This window comes from Pseudomonas sp. 14P5.3.2, from assembly GCF_057799175.1.
In genome coordinates, this window is record NZ_JBYOKU010000010.1 from 48420 (window position 1) to 74434 (window position 26015).

Sequence of the window (26015 nt, forward strand, 5' to 3'; positions counted from 1 at the left end):
CGTGAGAGGTGTGCGAAAGGAGGGAGTTCCATCGAAGCACAGGACTCAGTGAGCGCCTGGTGAGCAAGGCACCTGCTATTAACTGTAGACCCGATTTGCCTGCCAGCCCTGCGCGAATCGCTGAAAGACTTCAGCCAGAGCGGCCGCAGGGTCATGTTCCGCCCAGGCCGGCCGATAAAGCCCAGAGCGGAAAAAGACTCTCAAGTCGGGAACAGACGCGCGGGTTTGCCCTGACGTGATATTCTTCGCGCCAACTTGGTTTGACCTAATTCAGTCTGCCTGCCCTTGGGGCGGGCTGACGGAATCCCTGTCGCTCAAGTAGCTGAAGCCAATAATGATAAGAAGTCAGTTCAGAAGGGACATTAACTGAGGTCGATGCAGTCCGTCGGCCTTGTGTGCCCACCCGTCAAAATTGCAGTGTGAAGGTGCTCGCGACCCTGGCCTGAGTGTCGCGAAAAAGGCTCCCACACGTACAACAGCGGCGGGCGGAAGGCGTTTTATCATAGGTGCAACAGATGTTTAAGAAAGTGAACACGGCCTTGCTGGGGCTGGCTTTGGCGATGGGGATGTCTTCCGCCAATGCTGCAGAAGCGAAGAAAGTAGATGTACTGCTGATCGGCGGCGGCATCATGAGCACCACCCTGGGTGTGTGGATCAATGAGCTGGAGCCAAGCTGGTCGATGGAAATGGTCGAGCGTCTGGATGGCGTCGCCCTGGAAAGCTCCAACGGCTGGAACAACGCCGGTACCGGTCACTCCGCCCTGGCTGAGCTGAACTACACCCCGGAAGACGACAAAGGCAACGTGACGATCCCGAAAGCCGTCGAGATCAACGAAGCGTTCCAGGTGTCCCGTCAGTTCTGGGCCTGGCAGGTTCAGCAAGGCGTTCTGAAGAACCCTCGCTCGTTCATCAACACCACTCCGCACATGAGCTTTGTGTGGGGCGATGACAACATCAAGTTCCTGAAAAAGCGCTACGAAGCCCTGCAAGCGAGCCCGCTGTTCGCCGGCATGCAGTACTCCGAAGACCCGGCTGTGATCAAGAAGTGGGTCCCGCTGATGATGGAAGGGCGTGACCCGAACCAGAAAATCGCGGCCACCTGGAGCCCGCTGGGTACCGACATGAACTTCGGCGAAATCACCCGCCAGTTCGCCGGTTACCTGCAGACCAAGCCTAACTTCGATCTGAAGCTGTCGAGTGAAGTCGAAGACATCACCAAGAACGCCGACGGCACCTGGCGCGTCAGCTACAAAAACCTGAAAGACGGCACCAAGACCGAAACCGACGCCAAGTTCGTGTTCATCGGCGCCGGTGGCGGCGCTCTGCATCTGCTGCAGAAGTCGGGCATTCCTGAAGCCAAGGAATACGCTGGCTTCCCGGTCGGCGGCTCGTTCCTGGTGACCGATAACCCGGCCATCGCCGAGCAGCACCTGGCCAAGGCCTACGGTAAAGCTTCGGTTGGCGCACCGCCGATGTCGGTTCCGCACCTGGACACTCGTGTTCTGGACGGCAAGCGCGTCATCCTGTTTGGCCCATTCGCGACCTTCAGCACCAAGTTCCTCAAAGAAGGCTCGTACCTGGACCTGCTGACCAGCACCACCACCCACAACATCTGGCCTATGACCAAGGTCGGCATCAAGGAATACCCGCTGGTCGAGTACCTGGCCGGTCAACTGATGCTGTCGGATGAAGACCGCATGAACGCGCTGAAGGAATACTTCCCGAACGCCAAAGCCGAAGACTGGCGCCTGTGGCAGGCCGGCCAACGCGTGCAAATCATCAAGCGTGATGAAGCCGCTGGCGGCGTGCTGAAACTGGGCACCGAAATCGTTGCTGCACAAGACGGCTCCATCGCCGGCCTGCTGGGCGCATCGCCAGGCGCGTCGACCGCTGCGCCGATCATGCTGAGCGTGCTGCAGAAAGTCTTCAAAGACAAAGTCGCCACCCCTGAGTGGCAAGCCAAGCTGCACCAGATCGTGCCAAGCTACGGCACCCAGCTGAACAGCGATCCGGCCAAAGTGGCACAAGAGTGGGCGTACACCGCCAAGATCCTCGAACTGCCAACGCCTCCGGTAATCGGTCAGGCGGCTGCTCCGGCTGCACCTGCCGCTGAAAAAGCTGCGGCGCCGAAGGAAAATGCTGCACGTGACATGGCTCTGTAACTAGACGCCAGATACGCAAAGGCCCACTGCACCGGTAACGGTCAGTGGGCTTTTTTATGCCACAAACCTCCTGCGGCAGCTCCTACACAGGTTTCGCTTTTGCCAGATAGGCGCCAAGCCGCCGCCCCATTTCTTCCCCCAGCGCCTGCAACCCGCTCAACGGCCGCACCATCACCTCGAACTCGACAATCTTCCCGCTCTCATCAAAGCGAATCATGTCGATGCCCTTCAGCTCTTTCGCCCCCACTTTGGCGCTGAACTCCAAAACCACATTCAAACCATCGGCAGTCGCCAGTTCGCGGTGGTATTTGAAATCTTCAAAGACGTTGAACACGGTGTTGAGGATCATCGTCACCACTTGCGCGCCGGGGTAGGGCGAGTGGGCCATGGGCGAACGGAACACGGCATTGGCATCGAGCAGTTCGGGCAACGCCTTGAGGTTGCCGGTGCGGATCATCTCGTGCCAGTGCTTCAGGGATTCGGCGGCGTTGGGGTGCAGGTTCAGTTCGGACATTGACCACTCCTGGGATTGTTGTTGTTCTTCGCGCGACGGCACTCACTCTAGTTCAAAGCGGCGGGTCACGAACCGTTGTGTGCCGATCTGAATACCAGACCATGGCCGGAGCGGATCAGATGGGTATCTGATCCGTATTTTTCTGTTGGATCTGCCTCTGTAACCGGTTCAGTCAGACGCTCAGAATAGCCCGGCAGTTCGGTCACTCGCGGCAGTCCTTCATCCCGAAGCGCCCGGTGCACCGCCAGCTCAGTATTGAGGAGAGCAGCATGAACAAGATGGCGATTTTCCTGGGTGGGTTTCTGACGTTGACCATTCTGATCGGAATGCTTGCGACGATTTCTCCGGTCTGAGGTGGCCTGTTGCAATAGACGTCCACCGATGTGCAGCGCGAATCGTGGTTAAATTCCGCGCCTCACATCCGTAAATGGACTTCATCCTATGGCCGAACGACGTATTCGCCCGCTCGCAATCTGTGTTTTTCACCATAACGGCAAAATTCTGGTTAATGAATTTCGTGACCCGGTCAGCCAGCAAATCTGTTTTCGGCCTGTTGGCGGTGGTATCGAGTTCGGCGAGACCAGTGCGGAGGCTGTCGTGCGTGAAGTACAGGAGGAGCTGGGCCTGTCCGTGACCGACTTACGACTGCTCGGCACACTTGAAAGTCTGTTCGTCTACAACGGCAAACCGGGGCATGAAATTGTCCAGGTCTACGATGCGACGTTTGCTGATCCTGACGCGTATGAACTTGCACAAATCCATGGCCATGAAAGTGACGGGGCTCCCTTCACCATCCGCTGGCATGACAGCTCAAGTTTCAGCGAGCACGAGCCATTGGTTCCAAAGGGATTGCATGAGCTGCTGAAGAGCGCAGGATTGCTCGTTTGAGATCCGGCGAAGATCTCGATTTCAGTCTCTTCTGGCCTCTTCGCGAGCAAGCCCGCTCCCACATTTTGTCCGGTTGACGCTGAACCACTGTGGGAGCGGGCTTGCTCGCGAAGGGGCCAGAAGAGACAACGCAATAACCGGCTATCAGCGATCAAGCACATCCTCCATCCACTGCAGATACTGCGCCCGCTCGGAAATCGAGTTGTGCCCCGTATCCGGCACCTCCCGCAGCGTCGCCACGCCTTTGGGGAAACTCTGTAGCAGTCGCTGCGTGCTGTCCCGTGGTATCACCTCGTCATCGCTGGCCGCCAACAGCAAGGTCGCCACGCGAATGTGCGCGGCATAGCGACCCGACTCGAAGCGATCCTTCAGCAGCCACTTCACCGGCATCCACGGATATTGGCGGACGGCGATGTCTTCAAGGCTGTTGTACGGCGTCACCAGAATCAGTTGTTTCGCCGGGCGCTGACTCGCCAGGCGCACCGCCACCCCCGAACCCAGGCTGCGGCCGATCACGGCAATCTGCGGATGGCTGGCGTACACCTGATCGAATAGTGCCAACGCATCTTCGGCGATCGCTTCCTCCGAGGGCGAGCCGCCGCTGCCACCGAAACCCCGATAGTTCAGCAAAAACAGCGCGTAGTCGGGAAAGGCCTCGCTGAACGACGGCAGATTGCGCGACACGTCCTCGGCATTGCCGCCAAAGTAGATCAGCGCCTTCGGCCCGACGTGTGCGCGCGTGGCTACCCACACATCGGCATCCGGCATCGTCAGTTTCAACCGCGAATCCGTCGTGGCGACGGCGCTGTCAGGCTGGGGGAAATAGATCAGCGAACGCTGAAATACGAACAGCGCCCCGCACAGCAGCAGGTAGAGGGCGATAAGCAAGGCGACGAGTGACATCAGTTTTCTGGACATTCGACTAACTTTAACCGGGCGCGGGTGTTCGCTGTCGCAGTGTAGTCCAGCGCAGTAGACGGGCAGCCGTCGCACACAACGTGCAACAGCTTCACGCAGCAGGGGAACCAGCATGAGCCACACTGAGGGTTGCTCCCGTCGCCGGTTGCTCACACTGGCTGCCGGGGTTTCGGCGGTCTTCACCTTTGACCGGGCGTTGGCCGCCGCCACGCCGCCGCCGGCCACTTCGCCCAGCACGGCAGGAGACCAGACCATGCAGACCCGCGCCATCCCTTCAAGCTCCGAGCTGTTGCCAATGGTGGGCCTGGGCACGTACCGCGGCTTCGATGTTGCGCCCGGCGACCCCGCCTATAAACAACTGCCGGCGGTGCTCGATGAACTGTTCAAAAAGGGCGGCACGCTGATCGACAGCTCGCCGATGTATGGCCGCGCCGAGCAAACCACTGGCGAGCTGTTGTCGATCCACGAACCACGCTCGCCGGCATTTCTGGCGACCAAGGTGTGGACCCATGGGCGGGAGGAGGGCATCGCGCAGATGGAAAGATCCTTCAGCCTGCTGCGCACCGAACGCATCGACCTGATGCAGATCCACAACCTGCTGGACTGGCAAAGCCATCTGCCGACCCTACGCGAATGGAAAGCGCAGGGACGCATCCGCTACATCGGCATCACCCATTACACGCCGTCGGCCTATGAAGAAGTCGAGGCAGTGCTCGGGGCCGAACAACTGGATTTCCTGCAAATCAACTACGCCCTCGATGACCGTGGTGTGGAGAAACGCATTCTGCCGTTGTGCCGCGAGCGCGGGGTGGCGGTGATCTGTAATCGGCCGTTCGGTGGCGGCGGCTTGCTGACACAGCTCAAGGGCAAGCCGCTGCCGGGTTGGGTGTCGGATGTGCAGGTCAACAGTTGGCCGCAACTGGCGCTGAAATATCTGCTTTCGCATCCGGCGGTGACTTGCGTGATCCCCGGCACCGGCAATCCGCGCTATATGGCCGACAACGCCGGCGCCGGATTTGGGCCGATGTTGACCGATGCGCAGCGGTATCAGTTGATAGCGTTGATTGGCTAAGCCGGCGTCTGCTGCGGAAACAGATGCTCCTTGAGGAAGTCGATGAACACCCGCAGTTTCAGCTGTGGATGCTTGCCCGAGGGCCACATGATCCGGTAGACGCCTGTCTCTGCGCAGTCGGGCAAAATCCGTTGCAAGCGCCCATCGGCCAAGGCCTCGCTGACGCAGAAGTCCGGTAGATAGGCGATGCCCAGGCCTTGCAGGGCAAAGCAGATCCGCGCTTCGAGGTTGTTGCAGACCATCGAGGTCGGCACCTGCAGATCGACTTCCTGGCCGGCTTCGCGCAACGGCCAGACCTGCAGCTTGCCGGTGTTGGGAAAGCGAAACTGAATACACGAATGACTGAGCAGATCGGTGGCTTGCTGCGGTACGCCATGGTCCTGAAAGTAGGGCGGCGCCCCCACCAGAATCATCCGGTAGCTACCGATCAGGCGCGAGGTCAGGCTGGAATCCGGGACATCTCCGGCCCGCAACACCGCGTCGTAGCCTTCCTCGATCACATCGACCCGGCGGTCATCGAACGTCAGGTCGAGATCCACCGTCGGGTAGGTTTTCTTGAACCGTGCCAGCACCGGTAAAAACGGCTCGCCCACCAGTGGCAAACTGATCTTCAGACGCCCGCGCGGGGCGGCGTTGGTCTGGGAAAACTCCATTTCCGCCGCTTCGATCTCGGCAAGGATGCGCAAACTGCGTTCGAGAAACCGCGTGCCGTCCTCGGTCAGCGTGATGCTGCGCGTGCTGCGATTGAACAGGCGCACGCCAAAGCGTTCTTCCAGGCGCACGATGCTTTTGCCAATTGCCGAAGCCGACACGCCAAGCAGGCGCCCACTGGCGACAAAGCTGCGAGTTTCCGCCACCGACACAAACACATTCAACGCATTAAGGCTGTCCATCACGATTCTCGATTTCACCGGTGGGGTTCAATTTACCTTAGTCATTGCGGAACAAAACGTCCGTATATAACGGAGTGGCGACCCACTTAATCAGCCGGGGGCATGGCTTCTATCATCGGCGCCACAGTCCTCTACCGAGATTATCGCCATGTCCGACATTATGCAGCGCTGGGAAATTTCCGCGTTTGGCCTCGCCAACCTCAGCCAGGTCCAGGCCCCGCGACCAACCCCGAAAGCCGGAGAAATCCTGGTCAAGATCGATGCGGTTTCGCTTAATTACCGTGATACCCAAGTCGCGGAAAACGGCATGACCGCGGCGTTGAAATTCCCCTTCACGCCAGCCTCGGACATGGCCGGTACCGTGGTCGCGGTCGGCGAGGGCGTCACGCGCTTTCAGAGTAGCGACAAAGTCATCTCCACCTACATTACCAACTGGATCGACGGCAATCCGAAAACCTGGGCCGAGATGCCGACCCAGGGTGGGCCGATTCCCGGCATGTTGGCGCAGTACGTTGCCACGCCGGCCGACTGGTGCGTGCGCGCGCCGAAAAACCTCAGTGCAGTCGAGGCCAGCACACTGCCGATTGCCGCACTGACTGCGTGGATGGCGTTGATCGAACTGGGTCATCTGCACGCCGGGCAAACCGTGGTGGTGCAAGGCACTGGCGGGGTTTCGCTGTTTGCCGTGCAACTGGCGGCGGCCAGTGGCGCCAACGTCATCGTCACCAGCAGCAGCGACGACAAGATCGCCCAGGCCATCGCCCTGGGCGCCACTCATGGCATCAACCGCAGCACCACACCGGACTGGCACACCGCTGTGCTGGAACTGACCGACGGGCGCGGCGCCGATCACATTCTGGAGATGGCCGGCGGCGACAACCTCGGGCGCTCTCTGCAGGCAGTGGTGCCTGGAGGTCGGGTGTCGATCATCGGCCTGCTCGATTCTGACGAGTTGCGCACGCCGATCATGCCGCTGCTCGGCAGCCGCGCTTCAATCGTTGCGGTGGCCGTCGGCCCGCGTCGGGCGCTGGAGGACATGGTGCGGATGATCGATCACCACGGGATCAAACCGGTGATCCATGCGACCTATGCCTTCGATCAGGTGACTGAAGCGTTCGCCCATCTCAATCGCGGGGCGTTCGGCAAGGTTGTGGTCGATTTCAACAAGGCCTGAAACCACCTGTAGGAGTGAGCCTGCTCGCGATGGCGTTGAATCAGTCACCGATGATGCCGAATGACACACCGCCATCGCGAGCAGGCTCACTCCTACAAGGGGCCGTGTTGTCTGGGTAATTTTTCTTTTTTTTTGATGAGAGTCTATGAACCGTTCCCCCCATCCCATGTCCGTCATGCCCTTCATCATTCTGGGCCTGTTCGGGCTGTACACCCTGGAACTCGGCGTGGTCGGCATTCTGCCGCTGATCGTCGAGCGTTTCGGTGTCAGTGTCGCCCAGGCCGGTTTGCTGATGAGCCTGTTCGCGTTCATCGTCGCGCTGTCCGGGCCGTTTCTGGTGCTGGTGTTCTCGCGGTTCGACCGCAAGAAAGTGCTGGTCGGTGCGTTGCTGTGTTTTTCCGTCAGCAGCGTGCTGTCGGCCTATGCACCGAACTATTCGACGTTGATGGCGCTGCGTATTGTTCCGGCGATGTTGCACCCGGTGTTTTTCTCGGCGGCGTTTGCTGCGGCGATTTCGCTGTACCCCAGGGAGCGGGCGACCCACGCGACCACGGTCGCCTTCATCGGTACCACCCTCGGACTGGTGTTCGGTGTGCCGATTACCGCATGGGTCGCCGGGCGGTTTTCTTATGAGGCGTCGATTCTGTTCTGCGCCGTCGCGACCTTGCTCGCCGGGCTCGGATTGCTGCTCAGGCTGCCTCGGCAGAATGCTGCGCCGGAGAGCTTCGCAAGTCAGCTGTCGATCCTGAAAAAGCCGCCGGTGTGGCTGGCGATCATCGCCACGGTGCTGGTGTTCACCACCAAGTTTGCGGTGTACAGCTACGCCGCCGAATACCTGAAAAACCAGACCGGCCTGGACGGTGAAACCATCAGTTTCCTGTTGGTGATCTTCGGTGTCGGCGGGGTGCTGGGCAACCTGTTGGCCGGGCGCGCACTGGCCACACATCTGGTGGCGACTGCGTTGCTGTTTCCGATTCTGTTGAGCATCGCCTACCTGATTCTGGCGGTGTTCGGCAGTGCTTCGCTGGGCTCGATGTTGCTTATCGTGCTGCTGTGGGGCGCGATTCACACCAGCGGCATGATCATCACCCAGATGTGGCTGACCAGCGCCGCGCCCGAGGCGCATTCGTTCGCCACCAGCCTGTATGTGTCGGCGGCCAATGCCGGGATCGCCCTCGGTTCGTGGATCGGTGGGGTGTTTATCGACACCTGGGGCCTGCCGGGCACGATCTGGTGCGGGTTGCTGTTTGCGCTGCTGTCGTTGCTGACGATTGGCGCCAAGGCCATGTTCTATGGCGGTCGTGAAGAGCGCCCGAACCTGAGCGGGGCAAGCGTCGCCTAGTGCGCCTTGCGCAGAGCGCCGATAAAGGCTTGCAACGCTGACGACATCTGGCGATTGCTCGGGTAATACAGGTAGAACGCGGGGAAGGGTGTCGACCACTCTTCCAGCAGCGCCACCAGTGCACCGCTGTCGAGTTCGTCCTTGATCCACTCACGGATCCATACCGTGATACCCAGCCCATCCAGCGCCGATTGCATGGCAACGGCGCAGTCACTGACCACCAGAGAACCTTTCACGCTCAATTCGAACGGCATGCCATCGCGGAAAAACCGCCACTTGTACAGCCCGGACTCCCCGGAACGCCGCCAGTTTACGCAGCGGTGATCCAGCAAGTCGGCCGGCTCGTGCGGGCGACGTTTGCCTTGCAGGTAGTCGGGCGAGGCGATGGCGATCTGCGTCAGCGGTTCGCTGAGTTTGAGCGCGACCATGTCTTGTTCGATGAACTCACCCAGACGAATCGCCGCGTCGTAGCCTTGGGCAACGATGTCGGCGGTGCTGTCGTCGGTGGTCAGTTCGAGCTTGATGTCCGGGTAGGTCGCTTGAAATGCCGGCAGGATCGGTTGGATGAAGTGCAGCATCGCTACCTGCGGCGCGCAGATGCGCAGGGTGCCGACCGGTGTGTCGCGGTAGTCGTTGAGTTGTTCCAGCGCTGCGTCCAGATCGGCAAAGATCTCGCCCAGGCGTTCGAACAATTTACTCCCGGCCTCGGTGGTCGACACGCTGCGCGTGGTGCGATTGAGGAGGCGTACCCCCAGACGCTCTTCCAGACCCTTGATGGTCTGGCTCAGTGCCGACGCTGAAACCCCCAGCGCTTGGGCGGCGCGGGAGAAATTGCGCTCGCGGGCAACGGCAAAAAATGCCCTGAGATGGCCAAACTCTTGGTCGCGCATTATGTATGCCCAGCTTCACAATGTTTGTAGATGTTTTGGCATTCTAAATAAAGCTTCCGGGTCAGACAATGCGGCTACAGGCCAATGCGCCGACCGTCACCCTGGAGCCCACCATGTCTTTCAATGCTCATTTCGATGTTTTGACTTCCGCGCTAAAACCGTTGCCCGATGCTCAACGCTTGCTACTGATCAAGGGCGGAACCCTGGTCACCCAGGACGAACGCCTGGGCAATTTCATCGAAGGCGATGTGCTGATTCGTGGCACGGAAATCGTCGAGGTCGGCGTAGGACTCAATGCTCACGACGCTGAAGTCATCGATGCCAAAGGCATGATCGTGATTCCCGGCATGGTCGATACCCATCGCCACGCGTGGGAAGGTCAGTTGCGCCGGATCAACCCGAACTCGCCGACGCTTGAAGACTACTGCAACGCCACGCATTTTTCCTTTGCCAAATACTACCGTCCGCAAGATATGTACGTCGGCAACCTGCTGACGGCGCTGGGTGCGATCAACGCCGGCATCACCACCATCATCGATAACTCACACAACGCCCGCAGCGGCGCGCATTCCGATGCGGCCATCGACGCTTTGCACGACGCCGGCATCCGCGCGGTGCATGCGCCGGGTGCGCCGTTGTCCGGTGAGTGGGAGTCCACGCAGTGGCCGGGCGATCTGCGCCGTATCAAAGACAAGTACGCCGGTTCGCCCGACTCGCTGGTGACCCTGGCGATGATGGCGCAACTCGACCGCGAACAATGGGCAGTTGCCCGCGAATTGGGCCTGAATATCGTCACCGAATTCTTCGGCGCCGGTATGGCGGCGGAGCTGGATGCGCTGCACGAAGAGGGCCTGCTGGGCCCGGACAATATTTTCAACCACTGCACCTGCCTGCCGGATCACGGTTGGTCGATCCTGCGCCACGCCGGGGTCAAGGTGAACGTCTGCCCGCGCTCCGACGCGCACTACGGGCTCGAAGACGGCGTGTTCGCCTGGCAGAAAGCTGTCGATCACGGCCTGCATCCGGGCCTGAGCGTCGACAACGAAAGCTCTTACGGCGGCGACATGTTCGGTGAAATGCGCGTGGCGTTTTACCTGCAACGGGCGGCTGCGCACAGTGCGCGTTTCCATGGTCAGCCTGCGCCGGAACTGGTCAGCGCCGCGCAACTGCTCAAAGCCGCCACCCTTGATGGCGCGGCGTGTGCGGGACTCGAGACGCGCATCGGCAGCATCACTCCGGGCAAGCAGGCCGACATTGTGTTGATCCGCACCGACAACCTCAGCGTCTACCCGTCGAACAACGCGCTAGGCACGGTGGTGCATGCCGCCGAACGTGGCGATATCGACACCGTGATCATTGCCGGGCGCATCCGCAAACAGGCCGGTGTGGTGCTGGGCGTGGATCGCGAACAACTGAACCGGGCCACGGAAGAGTCGTGCAGCTACCTGTTCAATGCCGCCGGTTACAGCCCTGATCCTTTCGCGGAGCATTTCGCCCCGCTACATGCCCACTGAGAGGTGCACGGTCATGATCCTGATTTCCTTTGTGCTGGCCTTGCTGGCCGGTGTGGCGATTGCCGTGCAAGCGGCGGTTAACAGTCAGTTGGCCGGGGCCATGACCGGCAACACGCTGGCAGCGGCGTTCTACTCGTTTCTCAGCGGCATGCTGGTGCTGGGTGCACTGGCATGGATGCGCGGTGGTCTGGGCGATGCCTTGAGTGTGATCCCGGCGCAACCCGGCTGGCGTCTGGTCGGTGGCGTGCTCGGTGCCGGGGCGATTTTCTGCACCGTGTGGCTGGCGCCGCGTATCGGTCTGGCGAATCTGCTGGTGCTGGTCATCGCCGGGCAGTTGCTGTCGTCGGTGGCGATCGATCACTTCGGCTGGCTGGGCGCAGTGGTCCGTCCGGCGGCATCGATCAAGATCGCGGGCGCAGTGGTGGTGCTGCTGGGCGTGGCGCTGACGCTATTTGGTGAGCGACTGATCGCGATGCTCGCCCGGTCTTTCTGAACCGCGAATCTGCCACATGTGGAAGCGGGCTTGCTCGCGACAGCGGTGTATCAGGCAATGAAGGTGCTGGATGTACTGACGCTTTCGCGAGCAAGCCCGCTCCCACAGGGGGATACGGGTTTGCCTGAGTCTTCTACGAACAACTTCATAGGTGTCGCCGTGACTGCATTCATTCATTCGGGGATGCGCAATGGATTGTCGACCCTGGCCGGCGCATTGCTGCTGGCAAGTTTGAGCAACGGAGCTCACGCGGATTTTTTCGCCGACTCTCATGCGTCGTTCGAAACCCGCAACGTCTACTTCAATCGGGATTTCCGTGACGGCCCATCAACCCTGCAATCAAAACGCGAGGAGTGGGCACAGGGCCTGATGCTCAAGTTCGAGTCCGGGTATACGCCGGGGTTGGTGGGGTTTGGGGTCGACCTGCTGGGCATGGTTGGTGTGCGTCTGGATTCCAGTCCCGATCGCGCCGGCAGCGGTTTGTTGCCGGTGCGCAGCGATGGGCGCGCAGCCAGCGAGTACGGCAAATTGGGGGTGACGGCCAAGGTCAAAATCGCCAAAACCGAGCTGAAGGCCGGGTCGTTGATCCCGGTCCTGCCGACACTGCGCCCGCAGGACGGGATGATCCTGCCGCAGTCGTTTCGGGGTGCGATGGTGATCTCGCAGGATCTGCCGGGTGTGGTGCTGACGGCGGGGCAACTGGATCGGGTCAAGGGGCGCAATGACACCAGCTACGAGCCGATTGCGCTGAACAACAAGAACAACCGCTTCGTCACCAATGCCCAGGGCGCGCACCTGAATCTGGTCGGCGTGGATCGGCAGGTGAACGACAACCTCAAGGTCAGTTATCACTACGCGTCGCTGAGCGATGTCTACGATCAACACTTCGTCGGTCTCACCGATACGCGGCCCATGGCCGGCGGCACGGTGAGCAGCGATCTGCGGTTTTTCTCCAGTGAAAGCCAGGGCGCGGCGAAGGCCGGGAAGATCCGCAATCAGGCGCTCAACGGTATGTTCGGTTACGCTGCGGGCGGGCACAAGGTCAGCGTCGGCTATCAGGCGATGCTCGGCGACAGCGCATTTCCCTACGTCGAGGGCAGCGATGCCTATCTGGTCAACTATGCGCAGATCGGCGATTTCGCCGAAGCGAAGGAGCGCTCGTGGCAAGTGCGTTATGACTTCGATTTCGAGCGCTTGGGCATTCCCGGCCTGACTTTCATGAGCCGCTACATCGATGCCGATCATGCGCAAGTGGCCGGCAAGACCAGCCAGGAATGGGAACGCAATACCGAGGTCAAGTACGTGATCCAGAGCGGCACGTTCAAGGACGTTGCCTTGCGTTTGCGCAACGCGACTTATCGCTCGTCGTTCAGCCGCGATGCCGATGAAACACGGATCCTCATCACCTACACCAAAGCGCTGTGGTGAAGTTCATCCGCGATACCGCAGCACCTCCACCAACAACGCAAACGCCGGCGCCGCCTGCCGTCGGCTCGGGTAGTACAGGTGATAACCGGCGAAGGTCGGGCACCAGTCTGCCAGCACTTGCAGCAGACGCCCGTCGGCGAGATACGGAGCGACGATGTTTTCCGGGATGTAGCTCAGACCAAAACCGTCCAGTGCGGCGTCGAGCAGCGGGTAGACGCCGTTCAGGGTGACCTGCCCGGATACCCGCACCTTGAGGCTTTCGCCGTCCTTCTCGAACTCCCAGGTGTACAGCCCGCCGTTGGTCGGCAGGCGCAGGTTGTTGCAGGCGTGGGTGGTCAGGTCCCGCGGTGTTTGCGGCTTTTCACGTTTGGCGAAATAGGCCGGCGAGCCGACCACCGCCATGCGCATGTCGGGGCCGATGCGGGTGGCGATCATGCCTTGTGCCACGTCTTCGCCCAGGCGCACGCCGGCGTCAAAGCCTTGCCCGGCGATGTCGACAAAGCCATAGTCGCAGCACACCTCGACGGAGATGTCCGGGTACTTGGGCAGAAATTCCTTGAGCACCGGACGCAGCAGCCAGTTAAGCGAATGGTCGGTGGCGCTGATACGGATCCGGCCTGCCGGGGTTTCGCGCAGGTTGCTCAGGGCGGCCAGTTCCAGTTCGATCTCTTCGAAGCGCGGACCGATGGTCTGCAGCAGATGTTCGCCGGCCTCGGTCGGGGAGACGCTGCGCGTGGTGCGGGTCAGCAGGCGCAGGCCCAGGCGCGCTTCGAGGGCGCGGATGGTATGGCTGAGCGCCGATTGCGAGACGCCGAGTCTGGCCGCGGCTTTGGTGAAACTGCGCTCGCGGGCCACGGCGAGGAAGGCGAGCAGGTCACTGGCGTTTTCTCGAAGCATTGATGAGTGTCCTGCATAAGTTTTTTCGAATTCTAGTCGATTATCTGAAGAGTCTGGCTCGTTAAAGTGACGCAAGTTCCCTGTAGGAGCTCTCGTACAACTTTGGAGTCTTGTGATGAATTCAATTGCAACTGCGCAGGTCCCACGTGTAATCGTCACCGCCAACGGTTCTCAGCCCTCGGCCAAGGGCCCGGCAGACTGGTTCACGGGCACGGTGCGTGTCGATGCGCCATTCAAGGGCAGCGATGCCGCCCGCGTCAGCGGCGCCACGGTGACCTTCGAGCCGGGCGCGCGCACGGCGTGGCACACCCATCCATTGGGGCAGACGTTGATCGTCACCGCCGGCGCCGGTTTTGTACAGGAGTGGGGCCAGCCGATTCGGCAGATTCGCCCTGGCGATACCGTATGGATCGCTCCCGGTGCCAAGCATTGGCACGGCGCTGCGGCGAATACCGCGATGACCCATATAGCGATCGCCGAAGTGCTCGATGGCAAGGTGGTGGACTGGATGGAGCAGGTCACTGATGCGCAGTATCAGAAAGCGGAATGACGCCCTGAGCCCTTGTACCCCATGTAAGTGCGCTAGCGTTTTTCGTGCGTAGTGACACTTGTTACCAAATGAAATATATTCGCATTCATGTAGGTTGCCCCCCTCCAGGATGCCGCTGTGCCCGCTGATTTTCCTTCCGCCCAATCCCCGCGCAATCAGTTGCTGTCGTTGCTTTACAGCGACCATCACGGCTGGTTGCAGAACTGGCTGCGCAAAAAGCTTGGTTGTTCGCAACGGGCGGCGGATCTGGCGCAGGACACCTTTATCCGCGTGCTGACTCTCGCCGAGCCCGAGCGTTTGCAGGAGCCACGGGCCTTCCTGACGACCACGGCAATTCGTCTGCTGATCGATGGCGAGCGCCGGCGCAAGCTGGAGCGGGCGTATCTGGCGGTGCTCGCGCATGAAAGCGTAGACGCGGCGGCGATCAGCCCGGAAGATTTCCATCAGATCATCGAATTGCTCGAATCCATCGCGCGTCTGCTCGAAGGTCTGGCGGAGAAACCGCGCCGGGCGTTTCTGCTCAATCGTCTGGATGGCTGGAGCCACGCCGAAATTGCCGAACATCTCGGCGTATCAAAAAGCATGATCAAGCAGTACATCGCTCAGGTCATGGTGCATTGCTATGTCGCGTTGTATGGCGGTGCGCCGTGATCAGCGGGTCGGAGCCGAGTCATGAAACGGTGGTCGCAGCGGCGCAATGGCTGTCGCTGCTGCATTCCGGCGAGGCCAGTGAGCAGCAGCGTCAGGCGTTCGCCCAATGGCGTGAGGCCGACCCGAGTCATGCGCTGGCGGCGTCACGTCTGGCGTTGCTATGGGGGCGTTTTGACGGCTTGCCCAACAGCCGCGCGCGCAAGACCCTTGACCGGGTGCTGACATCGAAACGCGGCAGCACCCTGCGCCGCACCGGCACGTGCCTGGCTGTGCTGATCGCCGCAAGCGTGGCGTGGCAAGGCGTGCAGCAGGGGCCGGTGTGGCTGGCCGACCAACGTACTGCCGTGGGCGAGCGGCGCGATTTGATGCTGGCCGATCACAGTCATTTGAAGCTTAACAGCGACTCGGCGGTGGACCTGCATTTCGACGGCCAGCAACGGCTGATCGATCTCAAGCGCGGCGAACTGTGGGTCGAGGTGGCGAAGGACCCGCAGCGGCCATTCGTGGTGCGCACCGAGCACGGCACCGTGACAGCACTTGGCACGCAGTTTCTGGTGCGTCGCGAAGCCGGGCAGACCCGGGTTACCGTACTGGAATCAGCGATTGCCGCACGCCCGGTCGAGCATCCGGAGAACGCTGTGCGTGTCGCGGCCGGTCAGCAGGCCACGGTGTTTGCCGACCATGTCGACAGCCCGACGTCACTGGGCCATAGCGACCCGGCGAGCTGGACACGCGGCGTGCTCAAGGTTGACGACCGTCCGTTGGTGGAAGTGCTTGATGAGCTGGCGCGATATCGCTCGGGCGTCATGCATTTTGATCGGCAGGCGCTGGCCGGACTGCGAGTGTCGGGTTCGTTTCCGCTCGGCGACAGCAACGCGGCGCTGGCGGCCTTGCAGACCAACCTGCCGATCCGCGTGCAGCGTTTTACCGATTGGCTGGTGTTGATCAAACCCGAATCCTGAACCCGATACAAAACCTGCAGGCTCACTCCTACAGTGGATTTCAGTGGTTTAAAAAATAAATCAACGGTCCACTGTCCCTTTCCCGAACTCACCCGTCATGGCCTGAGAAACCAAAACAACTTCCAGGAATCCACCCATGACCCGCCCCGTTGTCCGGCTGCATCCACTCGCTGCCGCGCTGTTTCCGATCTTTCTCGCCGGTGCCGCGCTGCCGGCGGTCGCTGACGACACCAGTGTCGCCCAGAGCCGCGTGCAAACCTTCGCGGTGCCGGCCGGTGACCTGAGCGTGGCTCTGAGTACGTTGGCCGAGCAGGCTGGGGTGGCGCAGGCGTTCGATCCGGCGCTGACCCGTGGCAAGCAGACCCCGGGCCTGAACGGTCGCTACACCCTGGAAATGGCGCTGGCGCGGCTGCTCAGTGGCAGCGGTCTGGAAGCCGTGCAGGTCGGTTCGACTTACCGCTTGCAGGCATTGCCGTCGGGGGCCGGCCAGGTGCAACTCGACAGTCTGTCGATCAGTGCGCCGGAAGTGGTCGATGGACCGTTCGGGCCGGTTGACGGCTACGTCGCGCAGAACAGCATCAGCGCGACCAAGACAGGCACACCGATCCACGAAACCCCGCAATCGATTTCGGTCATCACCCGCGAGCGAATGGAAGCGCAAGGCGTGCAGTCGGTGAACGAAGCGTTGCGTTACACCCCGGGCGTGTCGAGCTATGGCGCCAACAATCGTTCGGACTGGTACACAGTGATTCGCGGTTTCTCGCCGACCACTTACCTCGACAGCCTGCAACTGCCGACCACCATCAACCTGGCGAGCTGGATGGTCGATCCGTACATGCTTGAACGCGTTGAAGTGCTGCGTGGCCCGGCCGGCGTGCTCTACGGGCAAGGTGATCCTGGTGGCGTGATCAACCAGGTGTCCAAGCGTCCGAGCGCGGTGGCAGCCAACGAAGTCGGCGTGCAGTACGGCACCGATGCGCGCAAGCAGATCAACTTCGACAGCACCGGCCCGCTCGACGATCAGGGCGTGTGGTCGTACCGCATGGTCGGCGTGCTGCGCGATCAGGACATCAAGGACACCCCGTGGCAGGACAAACGCCAGGCGCTGGCGCCGTCGATTACCTTCGCGCCGGACGACGACACCCGCTTCACCTTGCTGGCCAGTTATCTGTACGACGACAGCAACTCCGGAGACGGTTTCTATCCGTCGGCTGGCACCATCGACTACAACCCCAACGGCCACATCAAGCGCAACATCTTCGAGGCCGACAAAGACTTCCAGAAGTACGAAAAGCGCCAGTACTCATTCGGTTATGAATTCTCCAAACGCCTGAGCGACACCTGGCAAGTGCGGCAGAATCTGCGTTATTCGCACCTCGATCTGAACGACAACATGATCTACGGCGGCGGCTTCCAGGAAGGCTCGCTGACGACCATCGACCGTTGGGCCGGCATCGCCGACTTCACCTACAAACGCTGGACCGTGGACAATCAGGCGCAGGCCGATTTCAGCGTTGGCGGCATCGATCACACGGTGCTGCTGGGTCTGGATTACCAGCATCAGGATGCCACCGACAAAGAGGTCTATGCCCTCGCGGCACCGGTCAATGCGTATAACCCGGTATTCGTGCCGTTCGACCGTTCGGTGTTCAACGACCCGGACAAAAGTTACCCGAGCAACATCGATTCGACTTTGAATCAGACCGGTCTGTACCTGCAGGATCAGTTGAAATTCGACGACCACTGGCGCCTGACCCTCAGCGGTCGCTATGACTGGGCCACCAGCGAAACCCAGGATCATCTGGCACACACCACGACCAACCAGAAAGATGAAGCCTTCAGCGGCCGTGCCGGTCTGGTGTATCTGGCGGACAACGGCCTGGCGCCGTACGTCAGTTACTCCACCGCGTTCACCCCGAACGCCGGTCTGGATGCCAACGGCAAACCGTTCGACCCCACCGAGGCCAGGCAGTACGAAGCCGGGATCAAGTTCGCGCCCAAGGACACCAACGCTTCGGTGACCGCCGCAGTGTTCCAGATCACCCAGACCAACGTGCTGACGCCCGGCCCGGTCAACCCGAATTACTCGGTGCAGACCGGTGAAATCCGCTCCCGAGGTTTCGAGCTGGAAGGCACGGCCAGCATGAGCCGTGAGCTGGACGTGATCGCCAGTTACACCTATCAGGACGTGAAGATCACCAAGGCCAATGACGTCAGCGAAGGCAAGACCCCGACGTTCATCCCGATCCCGCGCAACATGGCGTCGCTGTGGGGCGACTACACCTTCCATGACGGCTGGTTGAAGAACTTCGGTCTTGGCGCTGGGGTACGTTATGTCGGACGCAATCCGGGAGCGGCGGACAACTCGCTGAACATCCCGTCGTACACCGTGTTCGATGCCTCGGCGCACTATGTGACCGGGCCGTGGAAACTGGCGCTGAACGTCACCAACCTGACCAACGACGACTACATCTCCGGTTGCTACGACGCGACCCGTTGCCTGTATGGCAATCCGCGCACCGCCGTGGCATCGGCGACGTATCGCTGGTGATGGAGAACGCCCCTCTCTGCGCAGGGAGGGGCGATTCTGTGCAGCTGCTTCAGATCATCGGCGGCAACGAAGAGAGGATCTTGTCCAGCGTAATCGGATACTCGCGCACCCGCGCCCCGGTGGCGTTGTAGATCGCATTCGCCACCGCCGCGCTCACACCACAAATCCCCAGTTCCCCCACGCCCTTGGCTTTCATCGGTGAAGAAATCGGGTCGGTCTCGTCGAGGAAAATAACCTCCTGATGCGGGATGTCGGCATGCACCGGCACCTCGTATCCGGCGAGGTCATGATTGACGAAAAAGCCCAGCCGCTTGTCCACCGCCAGCTCTTCCATCAACGCCGCGCCGACGCCCATGGTCATCGCGCCAATCACCTGGCTGCGCGCGGCTTTCGGGTTGAGAATCCGTCCCGCCGCGCACACCGCAAGCATGCGCCGCACGCGGACTTCGCCGGTCGCTGCATCCACTGCCACTTCGACGAAATGCGCACCGAAAGTCGACTGTTGATACTGCTTGGCAAGGTCGGCGAACTCGATGCTGTCCTCAGCCTCGACGGCACCATTTTTTGCGGCGTCACGCAGCGGCAGGGTCTTGCCGGCGGCGCGTACCTGACCGTCGGCGAACTCGACGTCACCCCCGGTCATGCCCAGCTTCGTCGCCACTGCTTCGCGCAGTTTCATGCACGCGGCGTAGACCCCGGCGGTCGAGCAGTTGGCGCCGAACTGGCCGCCGGAGCCGGACGACACCGGGAAGGTTGAATCGCCCAGACGCACGGTCACATCCGCCAGAGGCACGCCCATCATCTCGGCGGCCGTCTGGGCGATGATGGTGTAGCTGCCGGTGCCGATATCGGTCATGTCGGTTTCCACCGAGACCTTGCCATCGTGCTCCAGCCGCACCCGTGCGCCGGACTTGAGCAACAGGTTATTGCGGATCGCTGCCGCGACGCCCATGCCGATCAGCCAGCGACCTTCGCGACGGCTGCCGGGTGTGGCGTTGCGCTGGTTCCAGGCGAATTTTTCCGCGCCGGTCTGCAGGCATTCGATCAGTCGCCGCTGGGAGAACGGGCGCTCGGTTTTCACTGGATCGACCTGCGTGTCGTTGAGGATGCGGAACTGAATCGGGTCGAGCTTGAGCTGCTCGGCCATCTCGTCCATGGCGATTTCCAGCGCCATCAACCCCGGCGCTTCACCCGGCGCGCGCATGGAATTGCCCTCGGGCAGATCCAGTGGCGCCCGGCGCATGGTCACCCGGCGATTTTCCCCGGCATAAAGCAACTGGCTCGGCTGCGCGGCGACTTCGACCTTGCCGTCCTTGAGGTTGCCCGACCAGCCTTCGTGGGCGATGGCGCTGAGCTTGCCGTCCGCCGTCGCGCCCAGGCGAATGCGCTGGATCGTGGCCGGGCGGTGGGTGGTGTTGTTGGCCATTTGCGGGCGAGCGAGGGCGACTTTCACCGGGCGATTGGCCAGGCGCGCACCGAGGGCGGCGAGAATCGCGTCCGCACGAATGAACAGTTTGCCGCCGAAGCCACCGCCAATGTACGGCGAGATCAGGCGCACGTTTTCCTTGGGCAGGCCAAGGGTGGTGGCGATGTCGCCGACGCTCCAGGCAATCATCTGGTTGGAGGTCCACAGGGTCAGATGATCACCTTTCCACGCGGCCAGGGTCGCGTGCGGTTCCATCATCGCGTGGGACTGGTCGGGTGTGGTGTAGGTCTGGTCGAACTGCACCGGCGCGGCGGCGAAAGCCGAGTCGAAATCGCCGTGGGTGACGTCGGGTAACTCGTCGTCTTCGACACCCTGGTCGCGCACGTTGGCCAGCTCGAATTCGCCTTTGGCTGTGACATAGTCGACCTTGACCAGTTGCGCCGCGGCGCGGGCCTGTTCGAACGTCTCGGCGACCACCAGTGCCACAGCCTGGTGATAGTGCTGCACCTCGGAATCGGCGAGCAGCGGCGCCGAGTTGTATTTGCCTTTGCCGAGCTTGCCGGCATTGGCGGCGGTGACGATAGCCAGCACGCCGGGCGCCGCTTCGGCAGCGTCGAGATCGATGTGGCTGATGCGGCCCTTGGCGATGGCCGAGCCGACCATGAAACCGTAAGCCTGATTCGCCACGGCCTGATGCTGCTCGTAGGCATATGGCGCCTGACCGCTGGTTTTGAGCGGGCCTTCAACGCGGTCGGTGGGTTTGCCGATCACCTTCAACTGGTCGATCGGATTGGTGGTGGCGGGCGTGTCGAATTTCATGCCTCGTCCCTCGCTTGCGCCAACACCGAGCCGAGCGTGCGCTCGACCAGGGTCAGTTTGAATTGGTTGTCGTGGGTCGGCGTGGCGCCGTCGAGCAGGCGTTGGCTGACGGCTTTTGCGCCTTGGGGCAGCAATGCTTCGGCGGCTTCGACCCGCCACGGTTTCGGCGCGATGCCACCCACCGCCACACGGCCGCTGCCGTCCTTTTGCAGGATCAGACCGACCGACACCAGCGCAAAGGCATAGGAGGAGCGATCGCGCACCTTGTGATAAATGTGCGTGCCGCCAACCGGGGCGGGCAGGGTTACCGAAGTGATGAACTCGCCGGGCGTGAGGCTGGTTTCGATGTTCGGCGTGTTGCCCGGCAACTGATGAAAATCGGCGATGGCGATGCTGCGCGTGCTGCCGTCGGGTTTGACCGTTTCAATCTGCGCATCGAGGGCGCGCATCGCAATCGCCATGTCGCTCGGGTGGGTGGCGATGCAGGCGTCGCTGACGCCGATCAGCCCCAGTTGCCGACTGACCCCGCCAATCGCCGCGCAGCCACTGCCGGGCTGGCGTTTGTTGCAGGCCTGATTGACGTCATAAAAGTACGGGCAACGGGTGCGTTGCAGCAGGTTGCCGGCGGTGCTCGCCATGTTGCGCAACTGGCCAGAGGCCCCGGCGAGCAAGGCGCGAGAGAGCAGGGCGTAGTCCTTGCGCACGCGGGTGTCGGCGGCCAGATCGGTGTTGCGCACCAGCGCGCCAATGCGCAAGCCGCCCTCGGCGGTGGCTTCGATCTGGTCGAGACCGAGGTGGTTGATGTCGATCAGGTGCGGCGGAGTTTCGATGTCGAGTTTCATCAGGTCCAGCAGGTTGGTGCCGCCGGCGATGAACTTCGCGCCTTCGACCTGTGCCGCCAGTGCAGCGGCTGCGGCGGGGGAGTCGGCGCGGCTGTAATTGAACGCTCTCATGCCGGCACCTGCGCGACTTCAGTGATCGCTTCGATGATGTTCGAGTAGGCACCGCAACGGCAGATGTTGCCGCTCATGCGCTCCTGGAATTCGCTGGCGATCAGTTGTGGAGCTTCGGTCAGGCTCGGGCTGACGTGGCTGGGAATGCCATCGCGAATTTCCTTGAGCACTGCCACCGCCGAACAGATCTGCCCCGGCGTGCAATAGCCGCACTGGTAACCGTCGTGCTTGATGAACGCGGCCTGCATCGGATGCAGTGCGTCGGGCATGCCGAGGCCTTCTATGGTGGTGATTTCGCTGCCGTCTTGCATCACCGCCAGGGTCAGGCAGGCATTGATCCGGCGCCCATCGGCGATCACCGTGCAGGCGCCACACTGGCCGTGATCGCAGCCTTTTTTGCTGCCGGTCAAATGCAGGTGCTCGCGCAGGGCGTCGAGCAGGGTGGTGCGGTTGTCGACTTCCAGGGATTGCGGTTTACCGTTGACTTGAATCGTCACTTTACTCATGGCCGATTGCTCCAGATTGGCCGCATAGGCCTTGAGGCTGATGAAGGGCGGCATGGCAAACGCCACGGCCGTTACGGCGCCCAGGATCAGAAATTTGCGTCTGGAAAGCGTCATGCTTCAATTCCTCTCTATCAGGCGGCAGGGTATTGAATGACCCAAACGGGCGCGCCGGCATGTTTGCCAGTCTCATTTCAAGACTGACCCATGATCAGAGGAAAAGGTTTTTGCGGATTTTCGCTATAGAGTTATGCGAAGGGCTCATGAATTAAAAGCCCCTGCAGAAGCAGCCTTCGGCATTTTCTGCAGGGGAAGGGCAATTAAAAATGAGCGCTCGCCCGGACGCTGGAATGCGCAGGCGCGGTGGCCTCGAGATCCAGCAAATGGGTGGCGAGTATGTCGCTCAGAAAGCGGAACTGATCGTTGATGCCAACCACTTCATTGCTGAAGTGATTGCTCGCGGCGGGCATCAGCACATCGTCGAAATCTTCGTTGAACAGCAGCGCTTGGGTCTTGCGCGAGACGACCTGCTGGTCGTAGTAGTTGCTGCCGAACACCGGGAAGCTCACGGAGAGGGTGATGGTGCGAATCATGATGGGTACTCCTCGTTGCGTCTCGGATGGGTGAATCGTGCCTCTGCCGGCTGGTGGGCGGAAGGCAATCGTGGCGATGGTGAATATCGACGGCGTTGATGGTTGAGAGAGGGGGTGGATTGACTGGCCTCTTCGCTGGCAAGCCAGCTCCCACAGGTTTTCGGGTGTTCATTGGCTTCATGTTCACTGAAGGACTCTGTGGGAGCTGGCTTGCCAGCGATGGCGGCGGTACAGCCAACATCCCCGGAAACTGACACACCTATACTCAATGCTGTCTCCCTCCATTCAAGGACTCCACCACCGTGAACCTGCGTGCGCTGAGCGTCGCCGCACTGTTGCTGCTGGCGGGCTGCGCCTCCTCGGCGCGGGTCCCGGTGACGCCGCCTGCCGTGGTGGTTTCACCCGCCACCTGGCAGCAAATCGACCGCGACATTGTCAGCGCCTCGCAGCAGTCCACCGAGCAGGTCAGGGTGTTTGCCCAAGGTTCGATGGAACATTGGCGTATTCGCGTCTATGAGCAAACTGAAGAAAATTTCATTCCGTGGTTCAGCAGCTACTGGACCCAGGAATGGCTGTCGATGAAAGTCAGTTGGTACACCATCAGCGCCAGCGGCGAGCAGGATGCGTCGACCAAGCGCCTGGCGACCTATCTGCTTGAGCAATATCAGAAAAGAGTGCTGGCGCCGGTGGCGGTAGAGATCGATCCGGACGCGATCCTCGGTCAGGCTACGGCGTTTTATGCGCAGTTGATGGCCAAGCAAATGCCACTCATCGCCCAGCGTTACGGTGTGCCGGTGGCCCAGCTCTACGGGCACCTGCAGAAAGTCCCGGCCATTGCCCTGGGGCCGCCGCCCGCACGGGATGCTTCGCTGTATCAGATCGTCAGCACCGAACCGCTGAACACGCTGCCGGCGTATGCCGCACTGATCGACAAGATTCACACCGAGGGCGGCAGCAAGGGCATCGCTGGAACCGACGCCGGCATGGCGCCGGTCGCCAAGCGTGCCAGCCAGCGGATGGAAGCGGAGATGGCCCCGCGCGGGGCGGCCAGTGCCGTGGCGGCTGCGGCGGGCAAGCTGGTCGGCGGGGTGATCTCGATCGGTGTGGCGGGCATCCGCGCGATCATCCAGGCCAGTGACCGGCCCGACAGCGAAGCGCTGATTCGCAGCAGTCTGGGCAGCACGTTCGACAAGGCTTGGCTGAAACTGCTGCAGAACCCGACCACCGGGGTCATGGCCGGTACGCTGCATATCGCCGGGCAGGTCGAAGGCAGCCTCGGCGGGGCAGAGCAACCGTCGGTCGGACTGGGCATCAACCGTGTCGAATGGCGGCCGCCGGAATCGACTACCCAGCAGATCGAACCCAACGTGCAAGGAGAGTGATCATGGCTTACATCGATATTTTTGTAGCACCCGTGCCGACTGCCAATCGCGAACAGTACAAAAAACACTGTGAGATCGCCGCGAAACTGTTCAAGGAATACGGAGCGAAGGAGGTGGTTCAGTGCTGGGGCGATGACGTGCCGGAGGGCAAAGTCACGTCATTCCCGATGGCGGTGAAACTCAAGGAAGGCGAGACGGTGTCGTCCGGCTGGCTGATCTGGCCAGACAAAGCCACCCGCGATGCCGGCATGGCAAAAATGATGGAAGATCCGCGCATGCAACCGGACGTCAACCCGATGGGGTTTGATGGCCAGCGCATGATCTTTGGTGGCTTCAAGAACATTCTTGAATCCTGAAACTCACCAGATTCCGTGCAGGAGTGAGCCTGCTCGCGATGGCGGTGTGTCAGTCAGCGGGTTTGCAAAATGTGCCGGCCTCTTCGCGGGCAAGCCACGCTCCCACAGGGTTTTGCGGATGGCGACGATCATGGGCACGCCACAAATCCAGTGTGGGAGCAGGCTCGCTCCCACATGGGAGGGTGATCACTCTGGGGAGGGGGTGATCCGGCAGCTTTTGCGGTTGCGGATTTGCTCTTCCGTTGGCCGCTCGTGGACGAATTCGAAACGCGGTTCACCCTCGCTGTAATGCACCAGCCAGCCCCACTCGAGCTCGCTTTCATCCTGCCCGGGGGAGGGTGGCCTGGCCCACCACGGTTCTTTGCTGAGGATCTCGCGCATGGCGACCTCCGGTTCGATGGCAATCCTTGAACTATAGCCGGGTGTCGCCAGTCGTCAGAGAAGGCTGTGTAGAATCGGCCGATCGACGAGCGAAGGAGCAGGGCCATGACCGATGATGCGCGCAGGGATGAACCGTTCAAGCGACTGTTTTTCGCCCTCGACTGCCCGCCGCCACAACGCATGGCCATCGCTCAGTGGCGCGCCGATCTGGGGTTGCGCACCGGCAAAGCGGTGCCTGCGGACAACTTCCACCTGACGCTGCTGTTTCTCGGGGCGGTGCCGTTGGCGCAGATAGGTGAGGTGTGTGAGGCCGCAGACAAAGTGCGCACTCCAGGCGAAGCGCTACGGATTGCGCTGGATCGGCTGCAGGTCTGGCACAAGGCGGGGGTGTTGTCGCTGGCGCCTGAACAGGCTCCGCAAGCGTTGTTGCGGTTGGTCTATGCGCTGGAGCAGGCCATGTTGCCGTTCGGCTTTGAAGAGGCGAATCGCGAGTATAGGCCCCACATGACATTGGCTCGGGATTTTCGCGCGCCGGCGCCGGAATCCCTAACGCCGCCGGAATTTTTCCTGCGTGCCGAGCGATTTGCCCTGTTCGAATCGCACAAGGGCCGCTACCGGATTCTGCAGGATTGGCCGCTGATCTGAGCCACAAAAAAAGGCGCCCGAGGGCGCCTGAAATTCACCTGAGCCGAGGGAGCCAGGT

The 26015-nt window shown here is 61.3% G+C and carries 26 protein-coding genes; 15 read left to right on the top strand and 11 right to left on the bottom strand.

All coding sequences use genetic code 11. The features are described from left to right. The first annotated feature begins 515 nt into the window (after positions 1–515). Positions 516–2162 carry a malate dehydrogenase (quinone) gene (gene mqo / locus AC27VU_RS10495; RefSeq protein WP_003226151.1) on the top strand — a complete coding sequence of 549 codons (1647 nt, stop codon included), beginning with the start codon at positions 516–518 and terminating at the stop codon, positions 2160–2162. Positions 2163–2244: 82 nt separating this feature from the next. Here mqo and AC27VU_RS10500 read toward each other — a convergent pair whose 3' ends face one another. Then, positions 2245–2676: a nuclear transport factor 2 family protein gene (locus AC27VU_RS10500; protein ID WP_003226150.1), complete on the bottom strand. Its 432-nt coding sequence runs from the start codon at positions 2674–2676 to the stop codon at positions 2245–2247. Between the two features lie 65 nt (positions 2677–2741). Then, the gene (locus AC27VU_RS10505; RefSeq protein ID WP_488723998.1) at positions 2742–3044 is read right to left on the bottom strand and encodes a hypothetical protein; all 303 of its coding nucleotides are present in this window, start codon (positions 3042–3044) and stop codon (positions 2742–2744) included. A 73-nt stretch (positions 3045–3117) separates the two neighbouring features. Here AC27VU_RS10505 and AC27VU_RS10510 point away from each other — a divergent pair, with 73 nt between their 5' ends. Beyond that, a complete protein-coding gene (locus AC27VU_RS10510; RefSeq protein WP_488723999.1) occupies positions 3118–3564 on the top strand; it encodes an NUDIX hydrolase in 447 nt (148 codons plus the stop codon). A gap of 144 nt (positions 3565–3708) precedes the next feature. On the opposite strand, the gene AC27VU_RS10515 is transcribed toward AC27VU_RS10510, so the two are convergent. Further along, the gene (locus AC27VU_RS10515; RefSeq protein WP_488724000.1) at positions 3709–4482 is read right to left on the bottom strand and encodes an alpha/beta hydrolase; all 774 of its coding nucleotides are present in this window, start codon (positions 4480–4482) and stop codon (positions 3709–3711) included. Positions 4483–4594: 112 nt separating this feature from the next. On the opposite strand from AC27VU_RS10515, the gene AC27VU_RS10520 reads away from it, so the two are divergent. After that, positions 4595–5554, top strand: coding sequence for an aldo/keto reductase (locus tag AC27VU_RS10520; RefSeq protein WP_488724001.1), 960 nt, complete (start codon positions 4595–4597; stop codon positions 5552–5554). On the opposite strand, the gene AC27VU_RS10525 is transcribed toward AC27VU_RS10520, so the two are convergent. Then, a complete protein-coding gene (locus AC27VU_RS10525) occupies positions 5551–6447 on the bottom strand; it encodes a LysR family transcriptional regulator (protein WP_262141547.1) in 897 nt (298 codons plus the stop codon). The two genes, AC27VU_RS10520 and AC27VU_RS10525, sit on opposite strands and share 4 nt — an antisense overlap. A 148-nt stretch (positions 6448–6595) precedes the next feature. Here AC27VU_RS10525 and AC27VU_RS10530 point away from each other — a divergent pair, with 148 nt between their 5' ends. Further along, the gene (locus tag AC27VU_RS10530) at positions 6596–7621 is read left to right on the top strand and encodes a zinc-dependent alcohol dehydrogenase family protein (RefSeq protein WP_488724002.1); all 1026 of its coding nucleotides are present in this window, start codon (positions 6596–6598) and stop codon (positions 7619–7621) included. A gap of 145 nt (positions 7622–7766) precedes the next feature. Continuing rightward, the gene (locus tag AC27VU_RS10535) at positions 7767–8963 is read left to right on the top strand and encodes an MFS transporter (protein ID WP_488724003.1); all 1197 of its coding nucleotides are present in this window, start codon (positions 7767–7769) and stop codon (positions 8961–8963) included. Here AC27VU_RS10535 and AC27VU_RS10540 read toward each other — a convergent pair. Next, a complete protein-coding gene (locus tag AC27VU_RS10540) occupies positions 8960–9853 on the bottom strand; it encodes a LysR family transcriptional regulator (protein WP_262141544.1) in 894 nt (297 codons plus the stop codon). The genes AC27VU_RS10535 and AC27VU_RS10540 overlap by 4 nt on opposite strands. A 113-nt stretch (positions 9854–9966) precedes the next feature. Here AC27VU_RS10540 and AC27VU_RS10545 point away from each other — a divergent pair, with 113 nt between their 5' ends. The 3 genes from AC27VU_RS10545 (at position 9967) to AC27VU_RS10555 (ending at position 13288) form a co-directional block, all read left to right on the top strand. Next, positions 9967–11367, top strand: a complete 1401-nt coding sequence (locus tag AC27VU_RS10545; protein ID WP_488724004.1) for an amidohydrolase family protein — start codon at positions 9967–9969, stop codon at positions 11365–11367. 13 nt (positions 11368–11380) lie between these two features. Continuing rightward, complete coding sequence (locus AC27VU_RS10550; protein WP_003226134.1) at positions 11381–11860, top strand: DMT family transporter; 480 nt, start codon at positions 11381–11383, stop codon at positions 11858–11860. 183 nt (positions 11861–12043) lie between these two features. Then, positions 12044–13288 (top strand): OprD family porin, encoded by a 1245-nt coding sequence (locus AC27VU_RS10555; RefSeq protein ID WP_488724079.1) that lies wholly within the window; start codon positions 12044–12046, stop codon positions 13286–13288. Between the two features lie 3 nt (positions 13289–13291). Here the strand turns inward: AC27VU_RS10555 and AC27VU_RS10560 are convergent, their stop codons facing one another. Next, a complete protein-coding gene (locus tag AC27VU_RS10560; protein ID WP_488724005.1) occupies positions 13292–14185 on the bottom strand; it encodes a LysR family transcriptional regulator in 894 nt (297 codons plus the stop codon). A gap of 115 nt (positions 14186–14300) precedes the next feature. Here AC27VU_RS10560 and AC27VU_RS10565 point away from each other — a divergent pair, with 115 nt between their 5' ends. The 4 genes from AC27VU_RS10565 to AC27VU_RS10580 all read left to right on the top strand — a co-directional run bounded on the left by AC27VU_RS10565 (position 14301) and on the right by AC27VU_RS10580 (position 18899). Further along, positions 14301–14735, top strand: coding sequence for a (R)-mandelonitrile lyase (locus AC27VU_RS10565; RefSeq protein ID WP_488724006.1), 435 nt, complete (start codon positions 14301–14303; stop codon positions 14733–14735). Between the two features lie 117 nt (positions 14736–14852). Beyond that, positions 14853–15386, top strand: a complete 534-nt coding sequence (locus AC27VU_RS10570) for a sigma-70 family RNA polymerase sigma factor (RefSeq protein ID WP_488724007.1) — start codon at positions 14853–14855, stop codon at positions 15384–15386. Further along, positions 15386–16348 carry a FecR family protein gene (locus AC27VU_RS10575; protein ID WP_400506630.1) on the top strand — a complete coding sequence of 321 codons (963 nt, stop codon included), beginning with the start codon at positions 15386–15388 and terminating at the stop codon, positions 16346–16348. The genes AC27VU_RS10570 and AC27VU_RS10575 overlap by 1 nt, the downstream gene beginning before the upstream one ends. 136 nt (positions 16349–16484) lie before the next feature. Then, positions 16485–18899: a TonB-dependent siderophore receptor gene (locus AC27VU_RS10580; protein WP_488724008.1), complete on the top strand. Its 2415-nt coding sequence runs from the start codon at positions 16485–16487 to the stop codon at positions 18897–18899. Positions 18900–18948: 49 nt separating this feature from the next. On the opposite strand, the gene paoC is transcribed toward AC27VU_RS10580, so the two are convergent. The 4 genes from paoC to AC27VU_RS10600 all read right to left on the bottom strand — a co-directional run bounded on the left by paoC (position 18949) and on the right by AC27VU_RS10600 (position 23193). Continuing rightward, a complete protein-coding gene (paoC, locus tag AC27VU_RS10585) occupies positions 18949–21144 on the bottom strand; it encodes an aldehyde oxidoreductase molybdenum-binding subunit PaoC (RefSeq protein ID WP_488724009.1) in 2196 nt (731 codons plus the stop codon). Continuing rightward, the gene (locus AC27VU_RS10590) at positions 21141–22097 is read right to left on the bottom strand and encodes an FAD binding domain-containing protein (RefSeq protein ID WP_488724010.1); all 957 of its coding nucleotides are present in this window, start codon (positions 22095–22097) and stop codon (positions 21141–21143) included. The genes paoC and AC27VU_RS10590 overlap by 4 nt, the downstream gene beginning before the upstream one ends. After that, on the bottom strand, positions 22094–22717 hold the full coding sequence (gene paoA, locus AC27VU_RS10595; RefSeq protein ID WP_400506471.1) for an aldehyde dehydrogenase iron-sulfur subunit PaoA: 624 nt from the start codon (positions 22715–22717) through the stop codon (positions 22094–22096). The genes AC27VU_RS10590 and paoA overlap by 4 nt, the downstream gene beginning before the upstream one ends. 203 nt (positions 22718–22920) lie before the next feature. Beyond that, a complete protein-coding gene (locus tag AC27VU_RS10600) occupies positions 22921–23193 on the bottom strand; it encodes a hypothetical protein (RefSeq protein ID WP_003226119.1) in 273 nt (90 codons plus the stop codon). 302 nt (positions 23194–23495) lie between these two features. On the opposite strand from AC27VU_RS10600, the gene AC27VU_RS10605 reads away from it, so the two are divergent. After that, a complete protein-coding gene (locus AC27VU_RS10605) occupies positions 23496–24575 on the top strand; it encodes a hypothetical protein (RefSeq protein ID WP_488724011.1) in 1080 nt (359 codons plus the stop codon). Positions 24576–24577: 2 nt separating this feature from the next. Beyond that, the gene (locus AC27VU_RS10610) at positions 24578–24931 is read left to right on the top strand and encodes a DUF1428 domain-containing protein (protein ID WP_201137242.1); all 354 of its coding nucleotides are present in this window, start codon (positions 24578–24580) and stop codon (positions 24929–24931) included. Between the two features lie 186 nt (positions 24932–25117). Here AC27VU_RS10610 and AC27VU_RS10615 read toward each other — a convergent pair whose 3' ends face one another. Then, complete coding sequence (locus AC27VU_RS10615; protein WP_103521551.1) at positions 25118–25312, bottom strand: PIN domain-containing protein; 195 nt, start codon at positions 25310–25312, stop codon at positions 25118–25120. A gap of 105 nt (positions 25313–25417) precedes the next feature. On the opposite strand from AC27VU_RS10615, the gene thpR reads away from it, so the two are divergent. Further along, complete coding sequence (gene thpR, locus AC27VU_RS10620) at positions 25418–25957, top strand: RNA 2',3'-cyclic phosphodiesterase (protein WP_488724012.1); 540 nt, start codon at positions 25418–25420, stop codon at positions 25955–25957. The last annotated feature ends 58 nt before the right edge of the window (positions 25958–26015 follow it).